At 36.6% G+C, this 19,689-nt stretch carries 20 protein-coding genes; 12 read left to right on the forward strand and 8 right to left on the reverse strand.

Translation table 11 applies throughout. The features are described from left to right. The first annotated feature begins 3 nt into the window (after positions 1 to 3). The 8 genes from ASF92_RS11050 (at position 4) to ASF92_RS11085 (ending at position 7,071) form a co-directional block, all read left to right on the forward strand. Positions 4 to 207 (forward strand): hypothetical protein, encoded by a 204-nt coding sequence (locus ASF92_RS11050; protein WP_056092385.1) that lies wholly within the window; start codon positions 4 to 6, stop codon positions 205 to 207. A gap of 1 nt (position 208) precedes the next feature. Further along, a complete protein-coding gene (locus ASF92_RS11055) occupies positions 209 to 892 on the forward strand; it encodes a cell division ATP-binding protein FtsE (RefSeq protein WP_056092388.1) in 684 nt (227 codons plus the stop codon). Positions 893 to 1,100: 208 nt separating this feature from the next. Next, on the forward strand, positions 1,101 to 1,682 hold the full coding sequence (locus tag ASF92_RS11060; RefSeq protein WP_056093279.1) for a nucleotide exchange factor GrpE: 582 nt from the start codon (positions 1,101 to 1,103) through the stop codon (positions 1,680 to 1,682). Positions 1,683 to 1,771: 89 nt separating this feature from the next. Further along, on the forward strand, positions 1,772 to 2,932 hold the full coding sequence (gene dnaJ, locus ASF92_RS11065; RefSeq protein ID WP_056092391.1) for a molecular chaperone DnaJ: 1,161 nt from the start codon (positions 1,772 to 1,774) through the stop codon (positions 2,930 to 2,932). Between the two features lie 156 nt (positions 2,933 to 3,088). After that, positions 3,089 to 3,985 carry an ABC transporter ATP-binding protein gene (locus ASF92_RS11070; protein WP_056092395.1) on the forward strand — a complete coding sequence of 299 codons (897 nt, stop codon included), beginning with the start codon at positions 3,089 to 3,091 and terminating at the stop codon, positions 3,983 to 3,985. 3 nt (positions 3,986 to 3,988) lie between these two features. Beyond that, positions 3,989 to 5,329 carry an ABC transporter permease gene (locus ASF92_RS11075; RefSeq protein WP_056092400.1) on the forward strand — a complete coding sequence of 447 codons (1,341 nt, stop codon included), beginning with the start codon at positions 3,989 to 3,991 and terminating at the stop codon, positions 5,327 to 5,329. A 109-nt stretch (positions 5,330 to 5,438) separates the two neighbouring features. Next, the gene (locus tag ASF92_RS11080) at positions 5,439 to 6,155 is read left to right on the forward strand and encodes an SDR family NAD(P)-dependent oxidoreductase (protein WP_056092403.1); all 717 of its coding nucleotides are present in this window, start codon (positions 5,439 to 5,441) and stop codon (positions 6,153 to 6,155) included. A 1-nt stretch (position 6,156) separates the two neighbouring features. After that, a complete protein-coding gene (locus ASF92_RS11085) occupies positions 6,157 to 7,071 on the forward strand; it encodes an exopolyphosphatase (RefSeq protein ID WP_056092406.1) in 915 nt (304 codons plus the stop codon). A gap of 18 nt (positions 7,072 to 7,089) precedes the next feature. Here the strand turns inward: ASF92_RS11085 and ASF92_RS11090 are convergent, their stop codons facing one another. The 8 genes from ASF92_RS11090 to ASF92_RS11125 all read right to left on the reverse strand — a co-directional run bounded on the left by ASF92_RS11090 (position 7,090) and on the right by ASF92_RS11125 (position 13,255). After that, on the reverse strand, positions 7,090 to 7,653 hold the full coding sequence (locus ASF92_RS11090; RefSeq protein ID WP_056092409.1) for a nucleoside triphosphate pyrophosphatase: 564 nt from the start codon (positions 7,651 to 7,653) through the stop codon (positions 7,090 to 7,092). Positions 7,654 to 7,728: 75 nt separating this feature from the next. Beyond that, a complete protein-coding gene (locus ASF92_RS11095; protein WP_056092412.1) occupies positions 7,729 to 8,115 on the reverse strand; it encodes a hypothetical protein in 387 nt (128 codons plus the stop codon). A gap of 161 nt (positions 8,116 to 8,276) precedes the next feature. After that, positions 8,277 to 8,804, reverse strand: coding sequence for an HAD family hydrolase (locus tag ASF92_RS11100; RefSeq protein ID WP_056092416.1), 528 nt, complete (start codon positions 8,802 to 8,804; stop codon positions 8,277 to 8,279). Between the two features lie 75 nt (positions 8,805 to 8,879). Beyond that, entirely contained in the window at positions 8,880 to 9,125 is a 246-nt protein-coding gene (iscX, locus tag ASF92_RS11105; RefSeq protein ID WP_056092419.1) for a Fe-S cluster assembly protein IscX, read from the reverse strand. An 82-nt stretch (positions 9,126 to 9,207) separates the two neighbouring features. Further along, positions 9,208 to 9,540 carry a 2Fe-2S iron-sulfur cluster-binding protein gene (locus ASF92_RS11110; RefSeq protein WP_056092423.1) on the reverse strand — a complete coding sequence of 111 codons (333 nt, stop codon included), beginning with the start codon at positions 9,538 to 9,540 and terminating at the stop codon, positions 9,208 to 9,210. A 40-nt stretch (positions 9,541 to 9,580) separates the two neighbouring features. Further along, complete coding sequence (locus ASF92_RS11115; RefSeq protein ID WP_056092426.1) at positions 9,581 to 10,345, reverse strand: Rossmann-like and DUF2520 domain-containing protein; 765 nt, start codon at positions 10,343 to 10,345, stop codon at positions 9,581 to 9,583. 5 nt (positions 10,346 to 10,350) lie between these two features. After that, positions 10,351 to 12,816 (reverse strand): heme lyase CcmF/NrfE family subunit, encoded by a 2,466-nt coding sequence (locus ASF92_RS11120; protein WP_056092429.1) that lies wholly within the window; start codon positions 12,814 to 12,816, stop codon positions 10,351 to 10,353. A gap of 4 nt (positions 12,817 to 12,820) precedes the next feature. Beyond that, the gene (locus tag ASF92_RS11125) at positions 12,821 to 13,255 is read right to left on the reverse strand and encodes a cytochrome c maturation protein CcmE (RefSeq protein ID WP_056092432.1); all 435 of its coding nucleotides are present in this window, start codon (positions 13,253 to 13,255) and stop codon (positions 12,821 to 12,823) included. Between the two features lie 359 nt (positions 13,256 to 13,614). Here ASF92_RS11125 and ASF92_RS11130 point away from each other — a divergent pair, with 359 nt between their 5' ends. The 4 genes from ASF92_RS11130 (at position 13,615) to ASF92_RS11145 (ending at position 19,659) form a co-directional block, all read left to right on the forward strand. Further along, a complete protein-coding gene (locus ASF92_RS11130; protein WP_056093282.1) occupies positions 13,615 to 14,295 on the forward strand; it encodes a hypothetical protein in 681 nt (226 codons plus the stop codon). Between the two features lie 86 nt (positions 14,296 to 14,381). After that, positions 14,382 to 16,388: a hypothetical protein gene (locus ASF92_RS11135; protein WP_056092435.1), complete on the forward strand. Its 2,007-nt coding sequence runs from the start codon at positions 14,382 to 14,384 to the stop codon at positions 16,386 to 16,388. Positions 16,389 to 16,612: 224 nt separating this feature from the next. Beyond that, on the forward strand, positions 16,613 to 17,959 hold the full coding sequence (locus tag ASF92_RS11140) for a hypothetical protein (protein WP_056092438.1): 1,347 nt from the start codon (positions 16,613 to 16,615) through the stop codon (positions 17,957 to 17,959). Between the two features lie 86 nt (positions 17,960 to 18,045). Continuing rightward, positions 18,046 to 19,659: a Na+/H+ antiporter gene (locus ASF92_RS11145; protein WP_056092443.1), complete on the forward strand. Its 1,614-nt coding sequence runs from the start codon at positions 18,046 to 18,048 to the stop codon at positions 19,657 to 19,659. Positions 19,660 to 19,689 lie beyond the last annotated feature (30 nt).

A 19,689-nucleotide genomic window follows, 5' to 3' on the forward strand; every position in this document is an offset into this window, starting at 1 on the left:
TCAATGTACATCATTAAAGTAAAAGGCATCGCCAAAATTCCAGATTATGTTCAGCTTAGGGATGATAAGTTTACACTGCTTGCCTATTTTAGGGTTGACAGGCCAGATAAATCTCTTGATAAATTAGGTTTGGGCGATAAGCTGGATGACATAATGAAAATGGTAAAAGATTTGCCTTTCGGGCAGATTGCTAAATTAGAGATATAAAATGGCAGAAAGCGCAGTAATTCATTTAAGCAATGTTGATGTTTTTCAACAAAAACACTTAGTACTCTCAAGCGTAAATTTACACATAGAAAAAGGTGAGTTTGTTTTTCTAATTGGTCAGACCGGTTCGGGAAAGAGTAGTTTGCTTAAAATTTTATATGGCGATTTACATATTGGAAGTGGTAACGGAGATATAGCAGGGTTCGACCTAAAAGATTTAAAGGAAGCGCAGGTTCCTTTCCTACGTCGTAAACTGGGTGTTGTTTTCCAGGATTTCCAATTACTAACCGACCGTACGATCGAAAAAAATTTAGAATTTGTTTTAAAAGCTACTGGCTGGAAGGACGAAAACCTGATCAAAGAGCGCATTAAAGATGTGCTGGACAAAGTTGGATTGCGTTCAAAAATAAAAAAAATGCCCCATGAAATATCAGGCGGAGAGCAACAACGTATCGTCATAGCCAGGGCTTTACTGAACGACCCTGAAATTATTCTGGCCGATGAACCTACAGGAAATTTAGACCCGGAAACATCAGAGGAAATTGTTATGCTCCTTAAACAGATAAGTCAGAATGGTACTGCTGTTTTAATGGCTACACACGATTATCACATCATCAGGACATTCCCATCGCGTATCATTAAATGTGAAAGTGGTGTTGTTCATGAAGATGCACAAATCTCATAGTAGCTGCACCTTGAAATCAAACCAAAACAGACCTGACCCGGATCATAAATCAATTGAATTGATTTATATGCCAAAATTGTAAGCAATAAGCTAAAACCTTGCATCTACTGTCAAACTGTTCAGTTCACAGCAGATAAATCTGCCAGCTTGGCTGATTTAAGTGTATGGCAAAATAGTTGATATTAAGACCGAAAATCAGCATAATATTATGTTTAATAAGAAGAAAAATAAAGATACAGAAGAAAATATAATGAATACTGAAAATACATCAGAAAATGCTGTACCAGAAAATATAGAAAACACCGAGAATCAGGAGCATACTGACCAGTCGGAAACGCAAACCATCGAAGAAAAACTACAAGCTGAGGTTCAACAGCTTAATGATAAGTATCTGCGTTTATATGCAGAGTTCGACAATTATAAACGCCGCACTCAAAAGGAGCGCGTTGAGTTGTTGCAAACCGCAGGTAAAGATGTGATTGTATCATTATTACCTGTATTAGACGATTTCGACAGAGCCCTAAAAGCAATGGAAACAGCTACTGATGTAGCACCTGTTAAAGAAGGCATTTTATTGGTGAGTACAAAATTAAAAAATACCCTGGCTCAGAAAGGGCTTAAAGATGTTGAAAGTATCAATAAAGATTTCGATACAGATTTCCATGAAGCCATTACTAATATTCCTGCCCCGAGCGATGATCTTAAAGGTAAAGTTATCGACGAGGTAGAAAAAGGTTATACTTTAAACGATAACATCATTCGTTTCGCTAAAGTTGTAGTTGGAGCATAAAAAATTAGTGAATGATGAAATGAGTGGGTGATTGAATGTTTTTACATTCACTAATTCAATCATTCAAATTCAATCATTTTAAAAAGAAGATGAGTAAAAGAGACTATTATGATGTTTTAGGCGTTACCAAAAGCGCCCCTGCCGACGAGATAAAAAAAGCTTATCGTAAAATGGCAATTAAATATCACCCGGATAAAAATCCAGGGGATAAGGCTGCCGAAGACAATTTCAAGGAAGCTGCCGAAGCTTATGAAGTATTAAGCAATCCCGAAAAAAAGCAACGCTACGATCAGTTTGGTCATGCAGGTGTAGGCAGCAGTGCTTCAGGAGGTTATGGCGGCAACATGAACATGGATGATATCTTTAGTAATTTTGGAGATATTTTCGGTGGACATAATCCTTTCGAAAGCTTTTTTGGTGGTGGAGGTGGTGGACAGCAACGTGGCGGCCGACGTGTAGCAAAAGGCTCTAATCTTCGTATAAAAGTTAAGCTTACGCTTGAGGAAATTGCGCATGGCGCAGAGAAAAAGATTAAAGTTAATAAACTTGTTTCCTGTAAAACATGTGATGGAACTGGCGCCAAAGACAAATCATCAGTAAGTACATGTGGTACCTGTGGTGGTAGCGGGCAGGTTCGCAGAGTTACAAATACCATTCTCGGTCAGATGCAAACGGCATCTACCTGCCCTACCTGTAATGGTAGCGGACAGCAGATTACAGCAAAATGTACGATTTGCCATGGCGATGGCGTTGTGCGTGGCGAAGAAACAATAACCATTAATATTCCTGCAGGTGTAAGTGAAGGTATGCAGTTAAGTATGAGCGGCAAGGGAAATGCAGCCCCAAATGGTGGCGTTCCGGGAGATTTAATTATTCTTATAGAAGAAATGCCTCACGAAACCTTAAAACGCGAAGGCAATAATATTGTTTACGATTTACACTTGAGTTTCGTTGACGCTGCTTTAGGTATGAGCATTGAAGTACCTACCATCGATGGAAAAGCAAAAATCAAAATTGATCCAGGTACACAAAGTGGAAAACTGTTACGTCTGAAAGGAAAAGGACTACCTGAAGTAAATTCTTATCACCGTGGTGATGAAATTATTCACCTCAATGTTTGGACACCTAAGGCACTTAGCAGCGAAGAACGCACCGTTTTAGAAAAACTGCGGGATTCAGCTAATTTCAAACCGCAACCAGGAAAAAATGAAAAAAGTTTTTTTGACCGAATGAAAGAGTATTTCGAATAATTAAGAAATATTTAACTTACAAACCGATGCAATCACATCGGTTTTTTTTATTTCTAAATTGAGCAATAAACTAGATAGAAATCAATCTTTTATTCATTTGATTTTTTCTGTAACCTTTAAATATTTTTTTCGACTAATAGATATAAAACGCAAACTATGCTAAGTGTAAGAAATATTGTGAAGCAATATGCAAGTCACCGTGCACTCGATGATGTTAGTCTCGAAGTGGAACGAGGTAAAATTTTTGGCCTCCTCGGGCCTAACGGCGCAGGCAAAACTTCGCTTATCCGAATCATCACCCAAATTACAGCACCAGATAGCGGTGAAGTTATTTTTAACGGTCAGCAACTCAATGCCAACCACATCAATCGAATAGGTTATTTACCAGAAGAACGTGGTCTATATAAAAAAATGCAAATTGGTGAACAGATTTTGTATTTATCGAAGCTAAAGGGATTAAGTACTGCTGAAGCAACAAAAAGAATAAAATATTGGTTCGATAAGCTGGATATGGGAAGCTGGTGGAATAAGAAGGTAGAAGATTTGAGTAAGGGCATGCAGCAAAAAGTCCAGTTCGTGGCAACTATACTTCACAATCCTGAATTGATTATTCTGGATGAACCTTTTTCAGGATTTGACCCGGTAAACGCCGATTTAATTAAAAATGAAATCCTGGAATTAAATGCACAAGGAACAACTTTCATTTTTTCTACCCACAGAATGGAAAGTGTAGAAGAACTCTGTGATAACATTGCACTGATAGATAAATCAAAAAAGATTTTAGATGGTGCTGTTACCGATATTAAATCATCGTATCGAAATAATACTTACTGCATTGAGTTTACCGGCAAAGTCGACTTTAGCAACATCGATCTATTTGAGGTGTTGGAGAAAAAAGACGTCAAAAGCGGCACAAACTTGAAATTCAAGCTGATACGTGACTATACCGCCAATGATGTACTGGCGTACATGATTCCTAAGGTGAGCATCAATCATTTTACCGAAGTAATTCCAAGCATGAATGACATTTTTATTGAGCATGTTAAAAAATAAGTCATGAATAAAATTTTACTAATAATACAAAGAGAATATTTATCCAGGGTTAAGAAAAAATCATTCATAGTTATGACTTTTTTAACTCCTATTATCATAGCAGGTTTTTATGGTTTAATAATTTATTTTTCGATTAAAGGCATTAACGATAAAATTGATAAAGTAGCCGTAATCAACGAAAATAAAACTTTAACGGAAGAACTTACATCAAACAAAAATGTAACCTATGAGTATGTAGATGAATCTGTTCAAAACCTGAAGAAAAATTTGGGTAAAAGCGATTTTGATTACATATTATACCTGCCTGATTTCGACATTGAATCACCTAAAGGCATCGAATTGATTGGCAAGAAACAAGCGGGATTAACTTTAGACGGTCGGGTGTCTGATTCTATTGAAGATTTAATCCGCGACTATAAGCTAAAGAAATCAGGCATCTCGCAGGCAGATTTAGATCACCTTAAAAGTAAGGTAAATATTATAACGAAGAAAATTGGTGACACAGGCAGAGAAGAAAACAGCAGTGCTGGTGCAAGTACAGTTATTGCATTTGTAGCGGGCGTACTCATGTTTATGTTCATCATGCTTTACGGTGTACAGGTTATGCGTGGTGTAATAGAAGAAAAAACCAGTAGGATTATAGAGATTATGATTTCATCAGTAAAGCCATTTCAGCTGATGATGGGTAAAATTATAGGTATCGCCTTGGTTGGCTTAACACAGTTTTTACTATGGATTATATTGACATTTTCTATATCTGCTTCAGCAGTAAGCGTCTTTGTAAGTAAAGATGATGCAAAGAAAATAGCAACATCGGGTTCACAAATTACGCCTGTTAATCCAGGTGCTCAACAAATTCAGGCAGCTGCATTGAGCGATGGCCCCCTAGGCAAGGTACAACAGAGTATTAAGAACCTAGATTTGGGAAAAATTATCACGATTTTTATCGTTTACTTTTTAGGTGGCGACCTCTTCTATAGTGCACTTTATGCCGCAATTGGTTCGGCAGTCGACAGCGAAACAGAAACCCAACAATTTATGATGCCCGTAATGATGCCATTGCTACTAAGTTATGCGCTATCCCTTAGTGTTGTCACTAACGATCCTTATGGAAATGTCGCTTTCTGGCTATCGATGATTCCCTTCACGTCGCCTATTGCTATGGTTGTAAGATTACCTTATGGTGTGCCAGGTTGGGAATTGGCGTTATCGATAGTAATTTTAATTGCAGGTTTCATCGGAACGGTTTGGTTTGCAGCCAGAATTTATCGTGTGGGAATTTTAATGTATGGTAAAAAGGCTAGTTTCAAAGAGATGGTGAAATGGTTTTGGTATAAAAATTAATTCCACTAAACAGAAGCACCATACAAATCTGAATTTGATTTGTAACTTCAGATAGAATCTTTCATATATAATTTATTTGTAACCAGTTTAAACACTTCAATCTATTTCTTTGAAAAAAGTAATCATTATTGGCGCTACTTCGGGCATTGGAAAATCACTTGCGCTCCAAATGGCTGATGCCGGATATATTGTAGGCATTACAGGGAAACGCCAGATTTTAATAAATGAAATTGAAGGTTTAAACGCGGGAAAAATATTGGGTTCATGTTTTGATGTAAATGATGAAACCAATTTAATCGAAAACTTGATATCATTAATTGAAAGACTTGGAGGCTACGATATATTAATTTATAGTGCAGGGTATGGCGAGATAAATGAAAGCCTGAATACCCAGATTGAGCAGGATACGATCAATACGAATGTCCGCTCTTTTACCAACGTAGTTACCTGGAGTTTCGATTACTTTAAAAGGCAAGGCCGTGGGCAAATAGCAGCTGTAACATCGGTAGCTGGTTTGCGTGGGAACGATAAATCGCCCGCATACAGCGCTTCCAAAGCTTTTCAGATCAATTACCTGGAAGGTTTAGCAAGAAAATCCTCCAAATTAAAACTAGGCATCGACATTTTGGATATCAGGCCGGGTTATGTCGATACAGCAATGGCGAAAGGCGATAATTTATTTTGGGTTACGCCAGTAGAAAAAGCCGCAAAGCAAATCATTAGGGGGATTGAGCGCAAAGCTGATGTAATTTATATTAGTAAAAGATGGCGATTATTTGCGTGGACTTCCAAAATTTTACCTCGATCTTTAGTGAAAAAAATTTAATATGCGTTTAGCGGTTATCGACCTGGGAACAAACACCTTTCATTTGCTTATTGTAGAATCAAAGGATAAAGAATTCGAGATTTTATATAAGACAACTATTCCGGTTAGGCTAGGTGAAGGTCGAATAAATGACAATGTAATTATTCCTGCCGCTTTTGAAAGAGGTATATCTACATTAAGGGACTTCAGAAAAAAATTAGAAGAATACAAGGTTGATAAAGTAAAAGCAACTGCTACCTCTGCGATTAGAAGTGCCGAAAACGGAAAAGACTTTGTGCGCTCGGTAAAAGAACAGGTAAACATAGACATCGAAATTATAACGGGTGACGAAGAGGCAGCTTCAATTTACAAGGGTGTTAAGCTAAGTGGTGCAATTGAGGATCTAACGCTAATAATGGACATCGGAGGCGGAAGCATTGAATTTATACTTTGTGATACTGAAAAATTCATCTGGAAGAAAAGCTACAACATCGGTGCAGCACGTTTGATGCAAAAATTTTTCAAGTCAGATCCAATTTCTGATGATGATAAAAGTGCCATTACCAACCACATTCAAAATCAGTTAAACGATCTATTTCAGGTTTGTGGAGCGTATCAACCTCAAACTTTAATAGGTTCTGCAGGTGCCTTTGAAACTTTTGCCGAATTAATCATCAGAAAAAATAATGAAACCGTAAATGTTGCAGAAATAAAAGTGTACGAATTCAACTATAATGACTATATCGCTACCGCACAAGCACTGATAAATGCGACCCATCATGAAAGGGCAATGATGCCCGGCATGATCCAGCTCCGGATTGATATGATCGTAATGGCCGTCCTTATTACAAATTATGTAATGGAGAGATTAAAAATTACAACACTAAAATTATCTACCTACGATCTAAAAATGGGCGTTCTGGCGGACCTGCTATAATTTTCCTTTGACCCCCGGCTATATATATTCCAGCAGTGCTTTGTAAAGACGCTCTGTAGGTAAACCCATAACATTGGTGTAAGAGCCATTTATTTTTTCTACAACTACAATCCCCCACCAATCCTGTATACCGTAACTGCCAGCTTTATCGTAAGGCTTATAATTATCTATGTAAAAGTCGATCTCCTTACTCGTAACCGCCTTGCAGGTTACCTCTGTCACATCATAAAATGAGAGGATTTTATCTCCCTTTACGATGGTCACCCCGGTGTATACTTTGTGTTTAGCACCTGATAATTTGTGTAGCATTTCCTGAGCATGGATTCTGTTTTCAGGTTTTCCTAAGATTTCATTATCTAAAGCGACAATTGTATCTGCAGTTATTATAATCGCATCTTTGGAATTAAACGCTTTAGCTTTTTTTTCAGAAATGTAAACGGCAATTTCCGCAGGACTTAAGCCTTTAGGATAGCTTTCATCAACATCTTTTAATTCGACTTTGAAATTTAAGCCCATCAACTGTAAAAGTTCCAGGCGACGGGGTGATTTGGAGGCAAGTATAATTGGAGTATCCTGAAGCATTTGATTATATTTTCCGCTAAAATAACAAAAGCGACATAAAGCCGCTTTTGTTATTTTACTTATTTGAAAAATGCTTTATTGACCACCACCATTCTGACGGGCTTCCATTGCTTTTTTACGTTCTTCAAGTAATGCTTTAAAAGCTGGTTTTTGCTCTTCTGTTAAAACAGCTTCAATTTTGGTATTCGTTTCCCCCATCATCTTCATCATTTTCTCTCTCATGCCAGAATTATCTCCTCCAGACGCTTCCCTCGCTTTTGCCATTTCTGCATTCTGTGCAGTGTAAACAGCTAAAACTTTAGTCTTCTGATCTTCAGTTAACTTTAACTTCTCAGCAAGTTGATCTGTATTCCTTTTTGCTCTTTCTTCTGGTGTACCACCCATACGGCCACCGCCTTGCTGCGCACTTGCATATGTTATTACAGAGAATAACAACGCACAAATCATCATTAATTTTTTCATGTTTTTGTTTTTTTGTATCGAACAACTAACTGCTCAATTTGGTTAAATTTTAGACTGGTTGGAATACAAAAAAAGTTAAAAGTTTAATTGTGCCACGTAACTTAGCTGTTGCAATTACCGAATACAGAGAATTGCTCAAGAATGAAAAATCTTTAGCTGTTTTATTTGCCTGAATCAGCAGCGATTGGGTTTTCGTCAAACCACCTGCCCTGTATTTTTAACACTTTTTCGATGATGTCACGAACTGCCGTTTTGCCGCCATTATATGGAGATATAAATCTGGAGATAGCTTTAATTTCTTCAACAGCATCTGCCGGGCAGCTTGGCAATCCAACAAGTTTCATCACCTTTAAATCAGGTATATCATCTCCCATGTAAAGTACCTCTGCTGCTGTGATTTTTTTAGCTTTAAGATAATTATTGAATATATCTACTTTATCGCCAGCGGCTAAGAAGACATCCACAATTCCTAAATTTGAAAAGCGTTTGCCCATTCCGATCCCATCTCCACCAGAGATGATGCAAACATTATAGCCTCTTTTAACAGCTAATTGCATTGCGTAGCCATCTTTAATATGAAAAGTACGAAGCGACTGTCCGTTATCTGTAACCTGAACAGTGCCGTCAGTTAGAACACCATCAACATCAAAAACGAAGGTTGTAATTTCTTTTATCTTTTGGAGAAACATAATTGATTACAGGATAAAGTTATGTTTGCCTCTTTATACGCTTTGACCTGTAAAAGGCAACATTTAACAGGTAACTTAATCTTGATTGTCTCTCCACTCGTAAACCCATGCAGACTGAATCTGTTCTAAATGACCCTCGCTACTTTCCTCGCGGGTTCCTTTAAAATTTGGTAGAGTCAATACCCATTCCAATAAATCGGTAAAACGGATGCGGTATATTTTAGTTTCGCCAAACTCATCACCAAATTTTTCATATAAAGACATGGCAATGTCTTCATAGTCATTCCAATAAAAAGGTAAGGCAAATTTATCGTTGTTCATGTTGTGTTATTGGTTAATTGGTTGAATCGATTTAATCAGTTTAAATGTTAATTTTCAATCGTAAATCTAAAATCGTAAATCCCTAGTGTCCCATAAAGCCGGACTGGTCAGGAATTGTAACTTCGATATCGCCATTAATTACCACACACTGGCAACCTAGTCGGGAAGTAATTCTCGGGCGTACAGCTCTATCGATAAAATCTTCTTCTTTGTCAGAAATTTCTTCGATATTATCCATGCCTTTTGTTACATATACATGGCAGGTACTGCAACCACAAACACCGCCGCAATTGTGCTGCAATTCAATTCCATTATCCAGACAAACATCCAACACAGATTCTCCGGCAGCAATAGGCAGTTCTACCGATTCGTGATCCGCTTCTTCGAAATTTATTTTAAGTTTAAAAATGCTCATAATTATTTTGCAAAAGTAACAAGCAAAAGCGGCAATTGTACTATTTATGTACTAATTTAATGCTATTGCTTAATGTTTGATAAATCTCCTGCAGTTCAGGCAGGTCTGAAAGCATAGCCAAATGCTTGTTTATGGTACTTTCATCACGTCTTATTGCAGGTCCGGTCTGTACATTCTCCGGATAATCGAACAACACTTTATCAGCAGTTTCGGTGATTAATGGTTTGATAAGATCAAAATTCAAATCATTTTTTGTTAAAATCTGATGTGATAACGCATATAGGTGATTGGCGAAATTACAGGCAAAAACAGCAGCAAGATGTAATACTTTCCTCTTGTCTCCATTTACCACATATACTTTGTCGCTAAGTTTTTCAGCAACACGTGTTAAAATATCAAGTTGATGATGATCAGAAGCTTCTAAGCAAAGTGGAATCGTCTTAAAATCAACTATCCTACTTTTCGAGAAAGTTTGCAAGGGGTAAAAAACGCCTGCATGCTTCACTTCCGAGGATAAGATGTTGATATCTGTAGTGCCCGAAGTATGAACGATCAGGCCGTCAACACCCTTCAAATTTTTGGCTACACCGGCAATTGCATCGTCTTTAACAGATACGATGTACAAATCTGCCGTTCGGTCAATCTCAGAAAAACTATTTATTGATTTAGAACCAACGTTTTTGGCAATTGCTTTTGCATTTTCCAGATTCGGACTAAAAACCTGCACAATATTTTCACCGGCAGCTTTTAAAGCCAGCGCTAAATTGGTAGCAACATTTCCTGAACCTAATAAAACAATATTCATTTCTTTTACGCAGTTTTAGCCTCTTTTCGTCTTCTAAAAATCGACAATAAGAAACCAACAACCATTATTATGGTACCAGACCAATACAGGTTGATGTATGGGAATTCAATAGCCTTGAAGACTACCCAGTCTTTAGCTTGTTGCGGTTTTTCGAAAATCTGCAACTCTACTTTCTTTTCATCAGGCAATACCTTTGAGAAACGGAATTTTAAATCCAGTTCATCCACTTTACGTGCAAAATCAAAAGTATTATTGCCTTTAATTAAAAAGATAGGCTCAGTATTGTAAATTTTACCGCTCGCATTAATTTCCATCGGTAAACCGACTGCGAAATCACCTTTTGCCAACGCTAAATCTTTGGCTTTAGGCTTATTGTTCAATGCCTTGACAGTAATAATTCCGCTTGAGGTATGAATGGTATCTCCTGCAGCTACCTTTAAGATACGTGGCGCTTTATAATTTTCATCGTCTGAATGACCCTCATGATCATCATGAGCAGTTTGCTTAATAGCAGCGCTTGTAATGTGCGTGTACACATCATAAGTCAAATAATGTTTTGTATCGGGTGACGCAATCAAACCCATTTTTTCATTGTCCTGAACATGTGGATGCAAATTGAAATCTTCTTTCAATTTGCCTTCATCATCATAAACCTTAAAGTTAAGTTCGTAAATTGTGTTAGGTGCTTCTGTTGTATCGCTAACATAGGTTACGGTGTACTTACCCATTTTTTTAGGTTCGTTTTTATATAACATGATGTTTTCACCAGGTTTTTCTGTTTTCTCAAAATCTTTAACCGGGATGAAATTATTTGCATTAATAGACAGTGGTTTATTAGTAGCTGCAGAAATCAATGCACCTAAAATTAATAATGCAAAGCCAATGTGGGCTATAGCAGAGCCGGCCAGCTTTGCCTTACCGCCAAATGCCTGATATAAAATAGTTGCGTTAGATAGAACAGCAAATGAACAGCTAAAAGTGATGAGAATATACATCGTATTAGTGTAAATGCCTGTTACGTACACTAAAGCAGCTGTTAAAACAATAGCAAACAAAATAGCCGACACCAGACTGCTGTAAAATTTGCGGGGATCTGTCCTCTTATACTTCAGATATTGTGAAAAACCTGATATTAATGTAATTAAAACCACAAATGGCGCCTGCCATTGATTGTAATATTTAACGGCATCAATTGGAGGAGAAAATTTTGTTCCAAAAGCTTTGTTGAACACAGGAACGGAAGTTGAAAATATGACCTGAATGCAGGCAACCGTAACAACCAATGCGCCAATAAACATCCAGAACTCACGAGAGTACGTCTCTTCGTCTTTGGTTGTAATTGGTAATTCTTTCCATCTTAAAACAATGAGTACAACGGCCAAAACGGCAAATACGACATTGTATAAAATCAGGTGACCGAACATGCCCATATCAGTAAATGAGTGGACAGAAGTATCGCCTAAAATTCCGCTTCGGGTTAAGAAAGAAGCATATAGTACCAATAGGAAACTCAAAAACACCAATGCAATTGCGGTAAAATAAGCATGTCCTGTATTTTTATAAGCAATCATTACATGCACTGCACCAATTAAGGTTAACCATGGAATTAATGATGCATTTTCAACCGGGTCCCAGGCCCAGAAACCACCAAAATTTAGCGCCTCATAAGCCCAGAACGAACCCATGATAATACCTGTTCCCAACACCATCACCGCAAAAAGCGTCCAGGGCATAGCGGGTTTAATCCATTCTTTATACCGTTTTTGCCATAGTGCAGCGATGCCATAAGCAAAAGGAACTACCATACTTGCGAAACCTAAAAACAGAGTCGGCGGGTGAATTACCATCCAATAGTTCTGTAAAAGTGGATTTAAACCTCTGCCATCGGTAATAAATTTTAAATAGTTGGCAAAGTTCTCTGGGTTGGCAAATACAACCGGAGCCATTGACTTTAAATCAAGTGAATCCCTTAATAAAATGAACGGGGAGCTTCCGATTCGCTCACCGAAAATCTCCACCCCTAACATCATTGATGTTAAAAACACCTGAGAAAATGCTACAACCGCCATTACCGGGCGTTCCCAGGTTTTAGCCTTCCAGATTAACAGCGCGCCTAAAAAAGATTGCCAGAAAGCCCAAAGCCAAAAACTTCCTTCTTGCCCTTCCCAGAAAGCGGAAACAATATAATATATAGGAAGTTGTTTTGAGGAGTGCCAGTAAACGTAACTATATTCGTTATAGTGACCTAGGATTAGGTAAAAAAGCGTAACGCCAATACCTATAATACTAATCCAATTAACTAAAAATCCAATTCTACCAAGGTTTCTCCATGATTTATCATCTAAATTTTTATCACGACTGGCATAAAAATATGCAATGGTTGAAAGTAACGATGCACTAAAAGCCAATACAATAAAAAACTGTCCGATTTTACCCGGCAACAGGTTTTCGCCTATAAATTGAATATCCATTAAATTAATTATATTTTTTCTCGCCGTATTTACCTACTTCATCCACCTTGCCGTCTTTATTAATCTCTACGAGATTATCATTATACTTTGAAGGGCATTTCATTAAAATTTTCGAGGCATAGAATTTGTCCTTATCCATTTTACCGATAAGAACCAGCTTTTCAGATTTTTCAAAATCCTGCGGTTTTGTACCGTTATAAACGACCTCACGAATTTCCCCTTTTTCATCCTTCATATGGAAAGAGAAATGATTGGCATCCTTAACTGCGTCATAATAGGTACCTTGAGATTTATCCCAATAACCCATAACATGCTCCTCTTTATTAGAGGCAGCAGCTTCGCTAAAATTAGAATAAGTATCCGTATTTGCATTCAGGCTGAATAAGATCCCAACAGAAATCGCAATGGTAATTAATCCGATTATTGCACTTTTTTTCATTTTATATGTAATTGTAAAAGCCGGCAACAAAGATAGAAAAATAGGCTTAGCCAACGTTCTTTAACATTTTTCTTGTCTTTATATTGACAATTAGCTGATGGAAATGAAGATTCTGTTAAAAGTCTAAAAATATTTTTTCTGGCGTTTCAACATGCCTGTCTGGCAGGCAGGCACGCTGTCCGCTATATCGTTTTAGCAGAAAGACCAAAATAGGATGCCGCTCCTATCTTAGCGCATCTACAGCATAAACCAAGCTGCATAATAAATAACTATAAAATTCATCCTTTATCATTAAGTTTGAACCATTCAGATAATTGATCATTCCTAATAGCTTCCGTAAACCAAAATTAAAACTATATATGAATCTTAAGCAGGTCTACAAACTCGTTCTGTTTGCCTTTCTGATACCGATTTTGAGCTCGTGTTTTGAAGTTGTTGAGGAAATTTCGATGCGCAATGATGGAACCGGAGATGTGGTACTCACTATAAATTTAAGTCAGAGTAAAACAAAGGTTGCATCGGTTATGCTCTTAGACAGTGTCCAGGGTTATAAAGTTCCTAGTAAACAAAAAATTCAGCAAGAGTTAAATGAGGCTGTAACCTATCTTAAAAAATCGAAAGGGATTTCAAATGTAAAAAGTACAAGCGATTTCAATAACTACATTGCTACGGTAAGTTTTTCTTTCAAAGATGTCTCGGACATTAATAACATTACCAGAAATATATTAACACAACAAAAAATCAAAGCTACAAATACTTCATCCTACACTTTTAACAAGGCTACAAAAACTTTTTTGAGAAAATACCAACCACTAAATACAGCCAAAACAGAATTCAATAAATTAAAAAGTAAGGATAAAGCCGTTTTTAACGGTGCTACTTACACCAGCATTTATCGTTTCGAATCGCTTGTAACGAGCACCAGTAACCCGGCATCAAATGTATCAAAATCAAAAAAAGCCGTGATGCTTAAAAGTAACATTATGGATTTAATTAACGGAAAAACTAACGTTTCCAATCAAATTTTACTATCTAAATAAAATGAAACCATCATGAATTTCAAAATCATACCACTAAAACAACAATTCATGATGGCTTCATCACCTTTAAAAACAACTTCACACTAATGAAAAAAATCTTCATTGCAATCTCTTTTCTGCTTCTTGTAAAGCTAAATTACGCTCAGGATTTAGTTAAAAAAATTCCGGCCAACGCATTCACGGTTGCCACAATAAAAGGCGATAACGTTTTTAAGCTAATGTTTGTAAAAGATTTTAACGAATCTTTTGTGGGCAAAAAACTGCTGGCAGAAACGTCTAAATCGCTCGATAAAAACTTCAGTAGTATTGAAGATTTTGGAATTAACTTAGAGAAAAACATTTACTATTTCAATCAGTTAAGCGATAGTATTACGTATAACTGTTTTCTTATTCCACTTAAGGATGCTGCAAAATTTGAAAACCTGATTAGCGATAAAGACAAAAAAATCAGAACGAATGGCGATATAAGAACGATGGTTTTGCCGGACAGCACAAGTATTATCAAATGGAATAACAATATGATGTATTTTGTTACCGGGAGCATTAAAAGCACTTTTTTTGCTGATTCGGCGAAATCTGTCAAATACGGAATAAAGGATATTCGCTACCAGAATAGCTATGATGTTTTAACGGATAGTGCCGTGGTTGCCGTTGATTCCGCCTACACAACTACTGATGCACCGATAGAGATAACTGAAATGGCTTCAATTCCACCACCTTATGTTTCACCTCAAAATACCAAAACGCATAAAAAAACAACTAAAACCAAAGGTGTAGTAAAAAAATCATCAAAGAAGAAAGCCGTTGTTAAACCTAAAAAGAAAATCAAAATTATTGAAGAGACAATGGCTGAAGAGGTTTATGCCGTTGATAGTGTTGCTGATGGAAACGATAAATACGACGAATACCAAAAAGAGCGGGCAGAGCAAGATTTGAAGAAGAAGCAACTCGCTTTCGTTTGGATGACCGCCCAGGCTGATAAAATTTTCAATTCCAGTTACGAATCCATTGAAAGCAATAAATCATATTCAGCAAGTTTAGATAACAAGGCGATAGCAGAAATATGGGTTGCCAGCTTACAAGATGTTTACAATTCCATTTCACCAGAATTGGGAACTTACGGAAAATCAGGCTTAATGAAAGGTTACGGCAGTTTAAGCGCGAAGCTTTTTATGGATGATAAAAGTTTCCGAATTTCTACAGGCCTGGAATTGGCCAAAGACCAAGCCGATGCTTACAAAAAAATAATGAACAGGAAATTGAATAAAAAATTCCTGAATTATGTAAACAGTGATAAAGCAATCGGCTTTATGGGTTATTCTATTGATACTAAAGCGTATTTGGAAGAATTCCCTAAACTAATGAAACAAACGTATGGTGCTTTTCTTGGCCGGAACATGGAAGAGGAAATAGAATTAGGAACGGATCTATTTTCGATTTTATTGGATGAAGAAGCTGTAAGTAAAGTGATTAAGGGAGACGCATTATTTGTAATTAACGGTTTAAATACTAAAGATGTTACCTACACGTCTTACGAATATGATGATGATTACAATCAAAAAGAAGTAACCAAAACAAAAAAGGAGACTTTACCCGACTTTCTTTTTATGTTTTCATCGGAAGATAACCGATTGATGAACAAGCTGATTAAATACGGTATAAATAAAAACTATGTTACGGCTAACAACAATATTTATAAAATCGAAGCGAAGAAAAGTCCAATTGATATTTACTTCATGATTAAAGATGGTATTGTTTTCTTAGGCAACTCACTTACAGAAATGAAAAGCATCAATGATAAAACATTTAAATCTGGGATAACTAAAACGCATAAAACACTTCTAGCGAAGAACAATTTCAGTTTCTTATTTAACGCAAAAAACCTGGTTGGTAAAGTGCCTACTGAAGAAATCGGTGGTGAAGAAACCGCAAAAAAGTTCAATGAGACTTTGGGCAAAATGGGCAATGTCTATATGAAATCAAATCCAATTAAAGGAAATTTAGTTTCAGCAGACATTAGTGCTGAAATTCCAAACGGACATGAAAATGCTTTAAAGTATCTGTTCACTTTAATTGAGAATGCAGCTAAATAACAGTTGCCAAGGAAATATAGAGATCACAGATTAAAAGAAAAATTTTTCCGTGGTAATCCGTGTTTCGTTGGCAAAATAATAATGGGTATTCAATTATTAACCACCCCTGCCCCTTCTAAATTAGGAAGGGAATACGATAATTAGAAAAAACCTAAGTTACTGCCTACTCCCCTCCTTATTTTCAAGGAGGGGTCGGGGGTGGTACGAATAAAAATTGGGAATTGATGAAGAAATTTTTAAAAATAGCAGCAGTGATAATTATATCCCTGCTTATTTTTTTTGTAGGCGCTTTTAAATATAGGCAATACCGCGCAAACCAGGTTTTAATTCCGAGTAATGCCGGTTCTCTAGTAAAGATTAGTGTTGATGAGCTATACAAAAGTCTTGCAGTGAACATGATTACGCATCCAGGTTATTATTTTAAATCGGATACAAAAACAAAAAAAAAAACATGGTTTGATGGCCTTGACCACGGCTTGCAAATCCCCGCGAACCTTTATTTATTTACGATCAAAAATCAACCAAAAACAGCCTTGTTTTCGAGGTTGGAAATTAAGAACCTTAATGCATTTGAGGTTTTCTTGGAAAACATCCTTCATTTTAATGTTGAGAAGAAGCCAGGAGGTTTGAGCTACGCAAAATCAAAGTTTGGTAACATTGCAATTTCTTACAATAGCAGAAATGCTGCAATTGTTTTTACCAATGAACATGCGGATTTTGATCTACTATTGGCTGGCATTTTGAGTCAAAAGAATTTTATCGAGTTAAGAAAAAGCGCCTTCAATTTAGTCAGAAAAGCAACAAACCACATCGTATTTTCTGATGGCGGTCACTTTGCCACCTTAAATTTCGACAATGGTTCAATCAATACTAACGACGAGTTAATTTCCGAGACCATTGTTCCTGCCCCAAAACCATTTCACAGGATATTTAAAAGAGAAAGTGCAATTAGTTTTTGGCTTAATGCAGATTTTAAAACGACACCCGGGCAAACGTTAAAACTTAAAAACACAAGTTTGGAACAGGATAGTTTAACTAAATATTACAAAGGCTATGTTGACTTTGAATGGATAAACACCATTCAGCAAATGGATTCGATAATTACTTATGATTACAATGATGATTTTGAGAAGATAGAAAAAGTAGTTATGCAAAAAAGGGATATTCCGAACTTTATAGTCAATATTATCGCTGATGGCAAAGGTTTGAAGAATTATCTGCACCAAAAAAATGTAATTAGATTGGATAGCGGGGTGATTAATAAAACTGTTTTTCCTTTATATAAAGTTCATGTAGCTGAAACTGACACACAATTGAAATTAAGCACAAACGAAAACCCAATAACAATACCCACTAATATTCAAAGTGATGAATTTTTAGGTTTAAACGTCTATTTCAATAAATTGAGCAAACAGTCAAATTTTCCTTCGATTACAAAATACATCAGAAATTTGCAAAAATTAGAAATTAAAGGGAAACTAATTGAAGGTAAAAAAGTTCGTATTACAGGAAACTTAACCTTTAGAAATAAAGAAGTCAACTCATTATACCAACTTCTAAAAATGCGATAAAATATATACAGGTTATTTATCGTCAAAATTGTTTCCTATTTTTAATCCAAATTTCTTCCATCTTACATATTGAATCTTCTCTTAAAATGCTGCATGATAATTTAATTTTAATTCTCATATTACTGCTCGGCGTAACTTTATTGGTTATGGTTGGTCAAAAATTAAAAATCTCCTATCCTATTTTTCTTGTTTTAGCTGGTCTAATTATTGGTTTCATTCCTGGCATTCCACATGTAAAAATTGATCCAAATATCGTATTTCTACTTTTTTTACCTCCATTATTGTACGAAGCTGCCTGGTTTACTTCATGGAAAGATTTTTGGGAATATAAAGGTGCAATTTTTTTAATGGCTGTTGGTTTAGTCATCATCACTTCGGTTGCGGTTGCATATGCCTCAGTGGCATTTATTCCTGGTTTTACTTTAGCACTTGGCTTCTTATTGGGCGGAATTGTTTCACCGCCAGATGCGGTTGCAGCAGCAGCTGTACTTAAAGGATTAAAAATTCCAAAAATGGTAAGCTCCCTTTTAGAAGGTGAAAGTTTAGTAAATGATGCATCCAGTTTAATCGTTTTTAAATTTGCTTTAGCCACCGTTGCCACCGGAACTTTTGTTTTACATGATGCAGCAATTGATTTTGTTTCAGTTGCGGGTGGCGGTATTCTGGTTGGTCTGGCCATTGGCGGAATATTCTACGCCATACACAGGTGGTTGCCTACAACTGAAAATATAGATACGGTACTTACGCTGATAACGCCATACTTTATGTATATCGTTGCCGAACATTTTGAGGGATCGGGTGTAATGGCCGTTGTATCCGGCGGATTATTGCTATCCAGCCAATCACATATTATTCTTACCTCAAGCTCAAGGATAAAAACTGTTTCTGTATGGTCGGCATTAATATTTTTACTAAACGGTGTGGTTTTTATTTTAATTGGTTTAGCCCTACCCGATATTGTTGCTGGCCTAGGACCCGATTACCCGATTGCCAATGCTATCGGTTACGGTGTCGGAATTAGTATTTTAGCTTTATTGGTTCGTTTTATCTGGCTGTTTTCTACGGCAAGGATTACCAGCCTGTTCAATAAAAAAACAAGGGTTCGTTATCAGGACATGACCTGGCATTCTTCTTTGGTAATTGTTTACGCAGGAATGCGAGGTGTTGTATCTCTAGCAGCAGCATTATCAATCCCAGTAATGATATCCGAGCAAATCCCTTTCCCATTAAGGAATGTAATCCTATTCATTACGTTTGTAGTAATATTTGTAACCCTGGTGGTTCAAGGGTTAACTTTACCCCTTTTTATTAAATGGTTAAAAATACCCGAGCCAAAACATAAACTTTCTGAACAAGAACAAACAAACCAAATCAAGCTTAAATTAATTGATCTCTCTTTAGAGAAACTCCAGGCCGATTATCAGTATCAATGCACACATAACGAGCTTATGGTGAACTTGAAAGCCGAACTCCAACATTCATTAATTGAGAAAAAAGATACCTTGAAAGCTTTCAAAAACGGGGAGATTGACCAGGTTGATTTGAAAGCATATCGTGAAATCATGCTGGCTCTAATCCAGGTTCAACGTGATGAATTACATCATTTAAAAAGCAATAGAAATTACGATGATGATATTATAAGGAAAGAAGAATGGCGTTTGGATTTGGAAGAACTCAGCATTACCTCTTCCGCCTCGTAGTGATTTTTGAGGCTTAATTTTAATTAACGT

It is taken from the genome of Pedobacter sp. Leaf176, assembly GCF_001424305.1.
Classification (GTDB): Bacteria; Bacteroidota; Bacteroidia; order Sphingobacteriales; family Sphingobacteriaceae; genus Pedobacter.

What these genes read in the sequence shown, in the direction of transcription:
- ASF92_RS11050 (WP_056092385.1), top strand. Translation starts at nt 4, where the DNA reads ATGTACATCATTAAAGTAAAAGGCATCGCCAAAATTCCAGATTATGTT.
- ASF92_RS11055 (WP_056092388.1), top strand. Translation starts at nt 209, where the DNA reads ATGGCAGAAAGCGCAGTAATTCATTTAAGCAATGTTGATGTTTTTCAA.
- ASF92_RS11060 (WP_056093279.1), top strand. Translation starts at nt 1,101, where the DNA reads ATGTTTAATAAGAAGAAAAATAAAGATACAGAAGAAAATATAATGAAT.
- dnaJ (WP_056092391.1), top strand. Translation starts at nt 1,772, where the DNA reads ATGAGTAAAAGAGACTATTATGATGTTTTAGGCGTTACCAAAAGCGCC.
- ASF92_RS11070 (WP_056092395.1), top strand. Translation starts at nt 3,089, where the DNA reads ATGCTAAGTGTAAGAAATATTGTGAAGCAATATGCAAGTCACCGTGCA.
- ASF92_RS11075 (WP_056092400.1), top strand. Translation starts at nt 3,989, where the DNA reads ATGAATAAAATTTTACTAATAATACAAAGAGAATATTTATCCAGGGTT.
- ASF92_RS11085 (WP_056092406.1), top strand. Translation starts at nt 6,157, where the DNA reads ATGCGTTTAGCGGTTATCGACCTGGGAACAAACACCTTTCATTTGCTT.
- ASF92_RS11090 (WP_056092409.1), bottom strand. Translation starts at nt 7,653, where the DNA reads ATGCTTCAGGATACTCCAATTATACTTGCCTCCAAATCACCCCGTCGC.
- ASF92_RS11095 (WP_056092412.1), bottom strand. Translation starts at nt 8,115, where the DNA reads ATGAAAAAATTAATGATGATTTGTGCGTTGTTATTCTCTGTAATAACA.
- ASF92_RS11100 (WP_056092416.1), bottom strand. Translation starts at nt 8,804, where the DNA reads ATGTTTCTCCAAAAGATAAAAGAAATTACAACCTTCGTTTTTGATGTT.
- iscX (WP_056092419.1), bottom strand. Translation starts at nt 9,125, where the DNA reads ATGAACAACGATAAATTTGCCTTACCTTTTTATTGGAATGACTATGAA.
- ASF92_RS11110 (WP_056092423.1), bottom strand. Translation starts at nt 9,540, where the DNA reads ATGAGCATTTTTAAACTTAAAATAAATTTCGAAGAAGCGGATCACGAA.
- ASF92_RS11115 (WP_056092426.1), bottom strand. Translation starts at nt 10,345, where the DNA reads ATGAATATTGTTTTATTAGGTTCAGGAAATGTTGCTACCAATTTAGCG.
- ASF92_RS11120 (WP_056092429.1), bottom strand. Translation starts at nt 12,816, where the DNA reads ATGGATATTCAATTTATAGGCGAAAACCTGTTGCCGGGTAAAATCGGA.
- ASF92_RS11125 (WP_056092432.1), bottom strand. Translation starts at nt 13,255, where the DNA reads ATGAAAAAAAGTGCAATAATCGGATTAATTACCATTGCGATTTCTGTT.
- ASF92_RS11130 (WP_056093282.1), top strand. Translation starts at nt 13,615, where the DNA reads ATGAATCTTAAGCAGGTCTACAAACTCGTTCTGTTTGCCTTTCTGATA.
- ASF92_RS11135 (WP_056092435.1), top strand. Translation starts at nt 14,382, where the DNA reads ATGAAAAAAATCTTCATTGCAATCTCTTTTCTGCTTCTTGTAAAGCTA.
- ASF92_RS11140 (WP_056092438.1), top strand. Translation starts at nt 16,613, where the DNA reads ATGAAGAAATTTTTAAAAATAGCAGCAGTGATAATTATATCCCTGCTT.
- ASF92_RS11145 (WP_056092443.1), top strand. Translation starts at nt 18,046, where the DNA reads ATGCTGCATGATAATTTAATTTTAATTCTCATATTACTGCTCGGCGTA.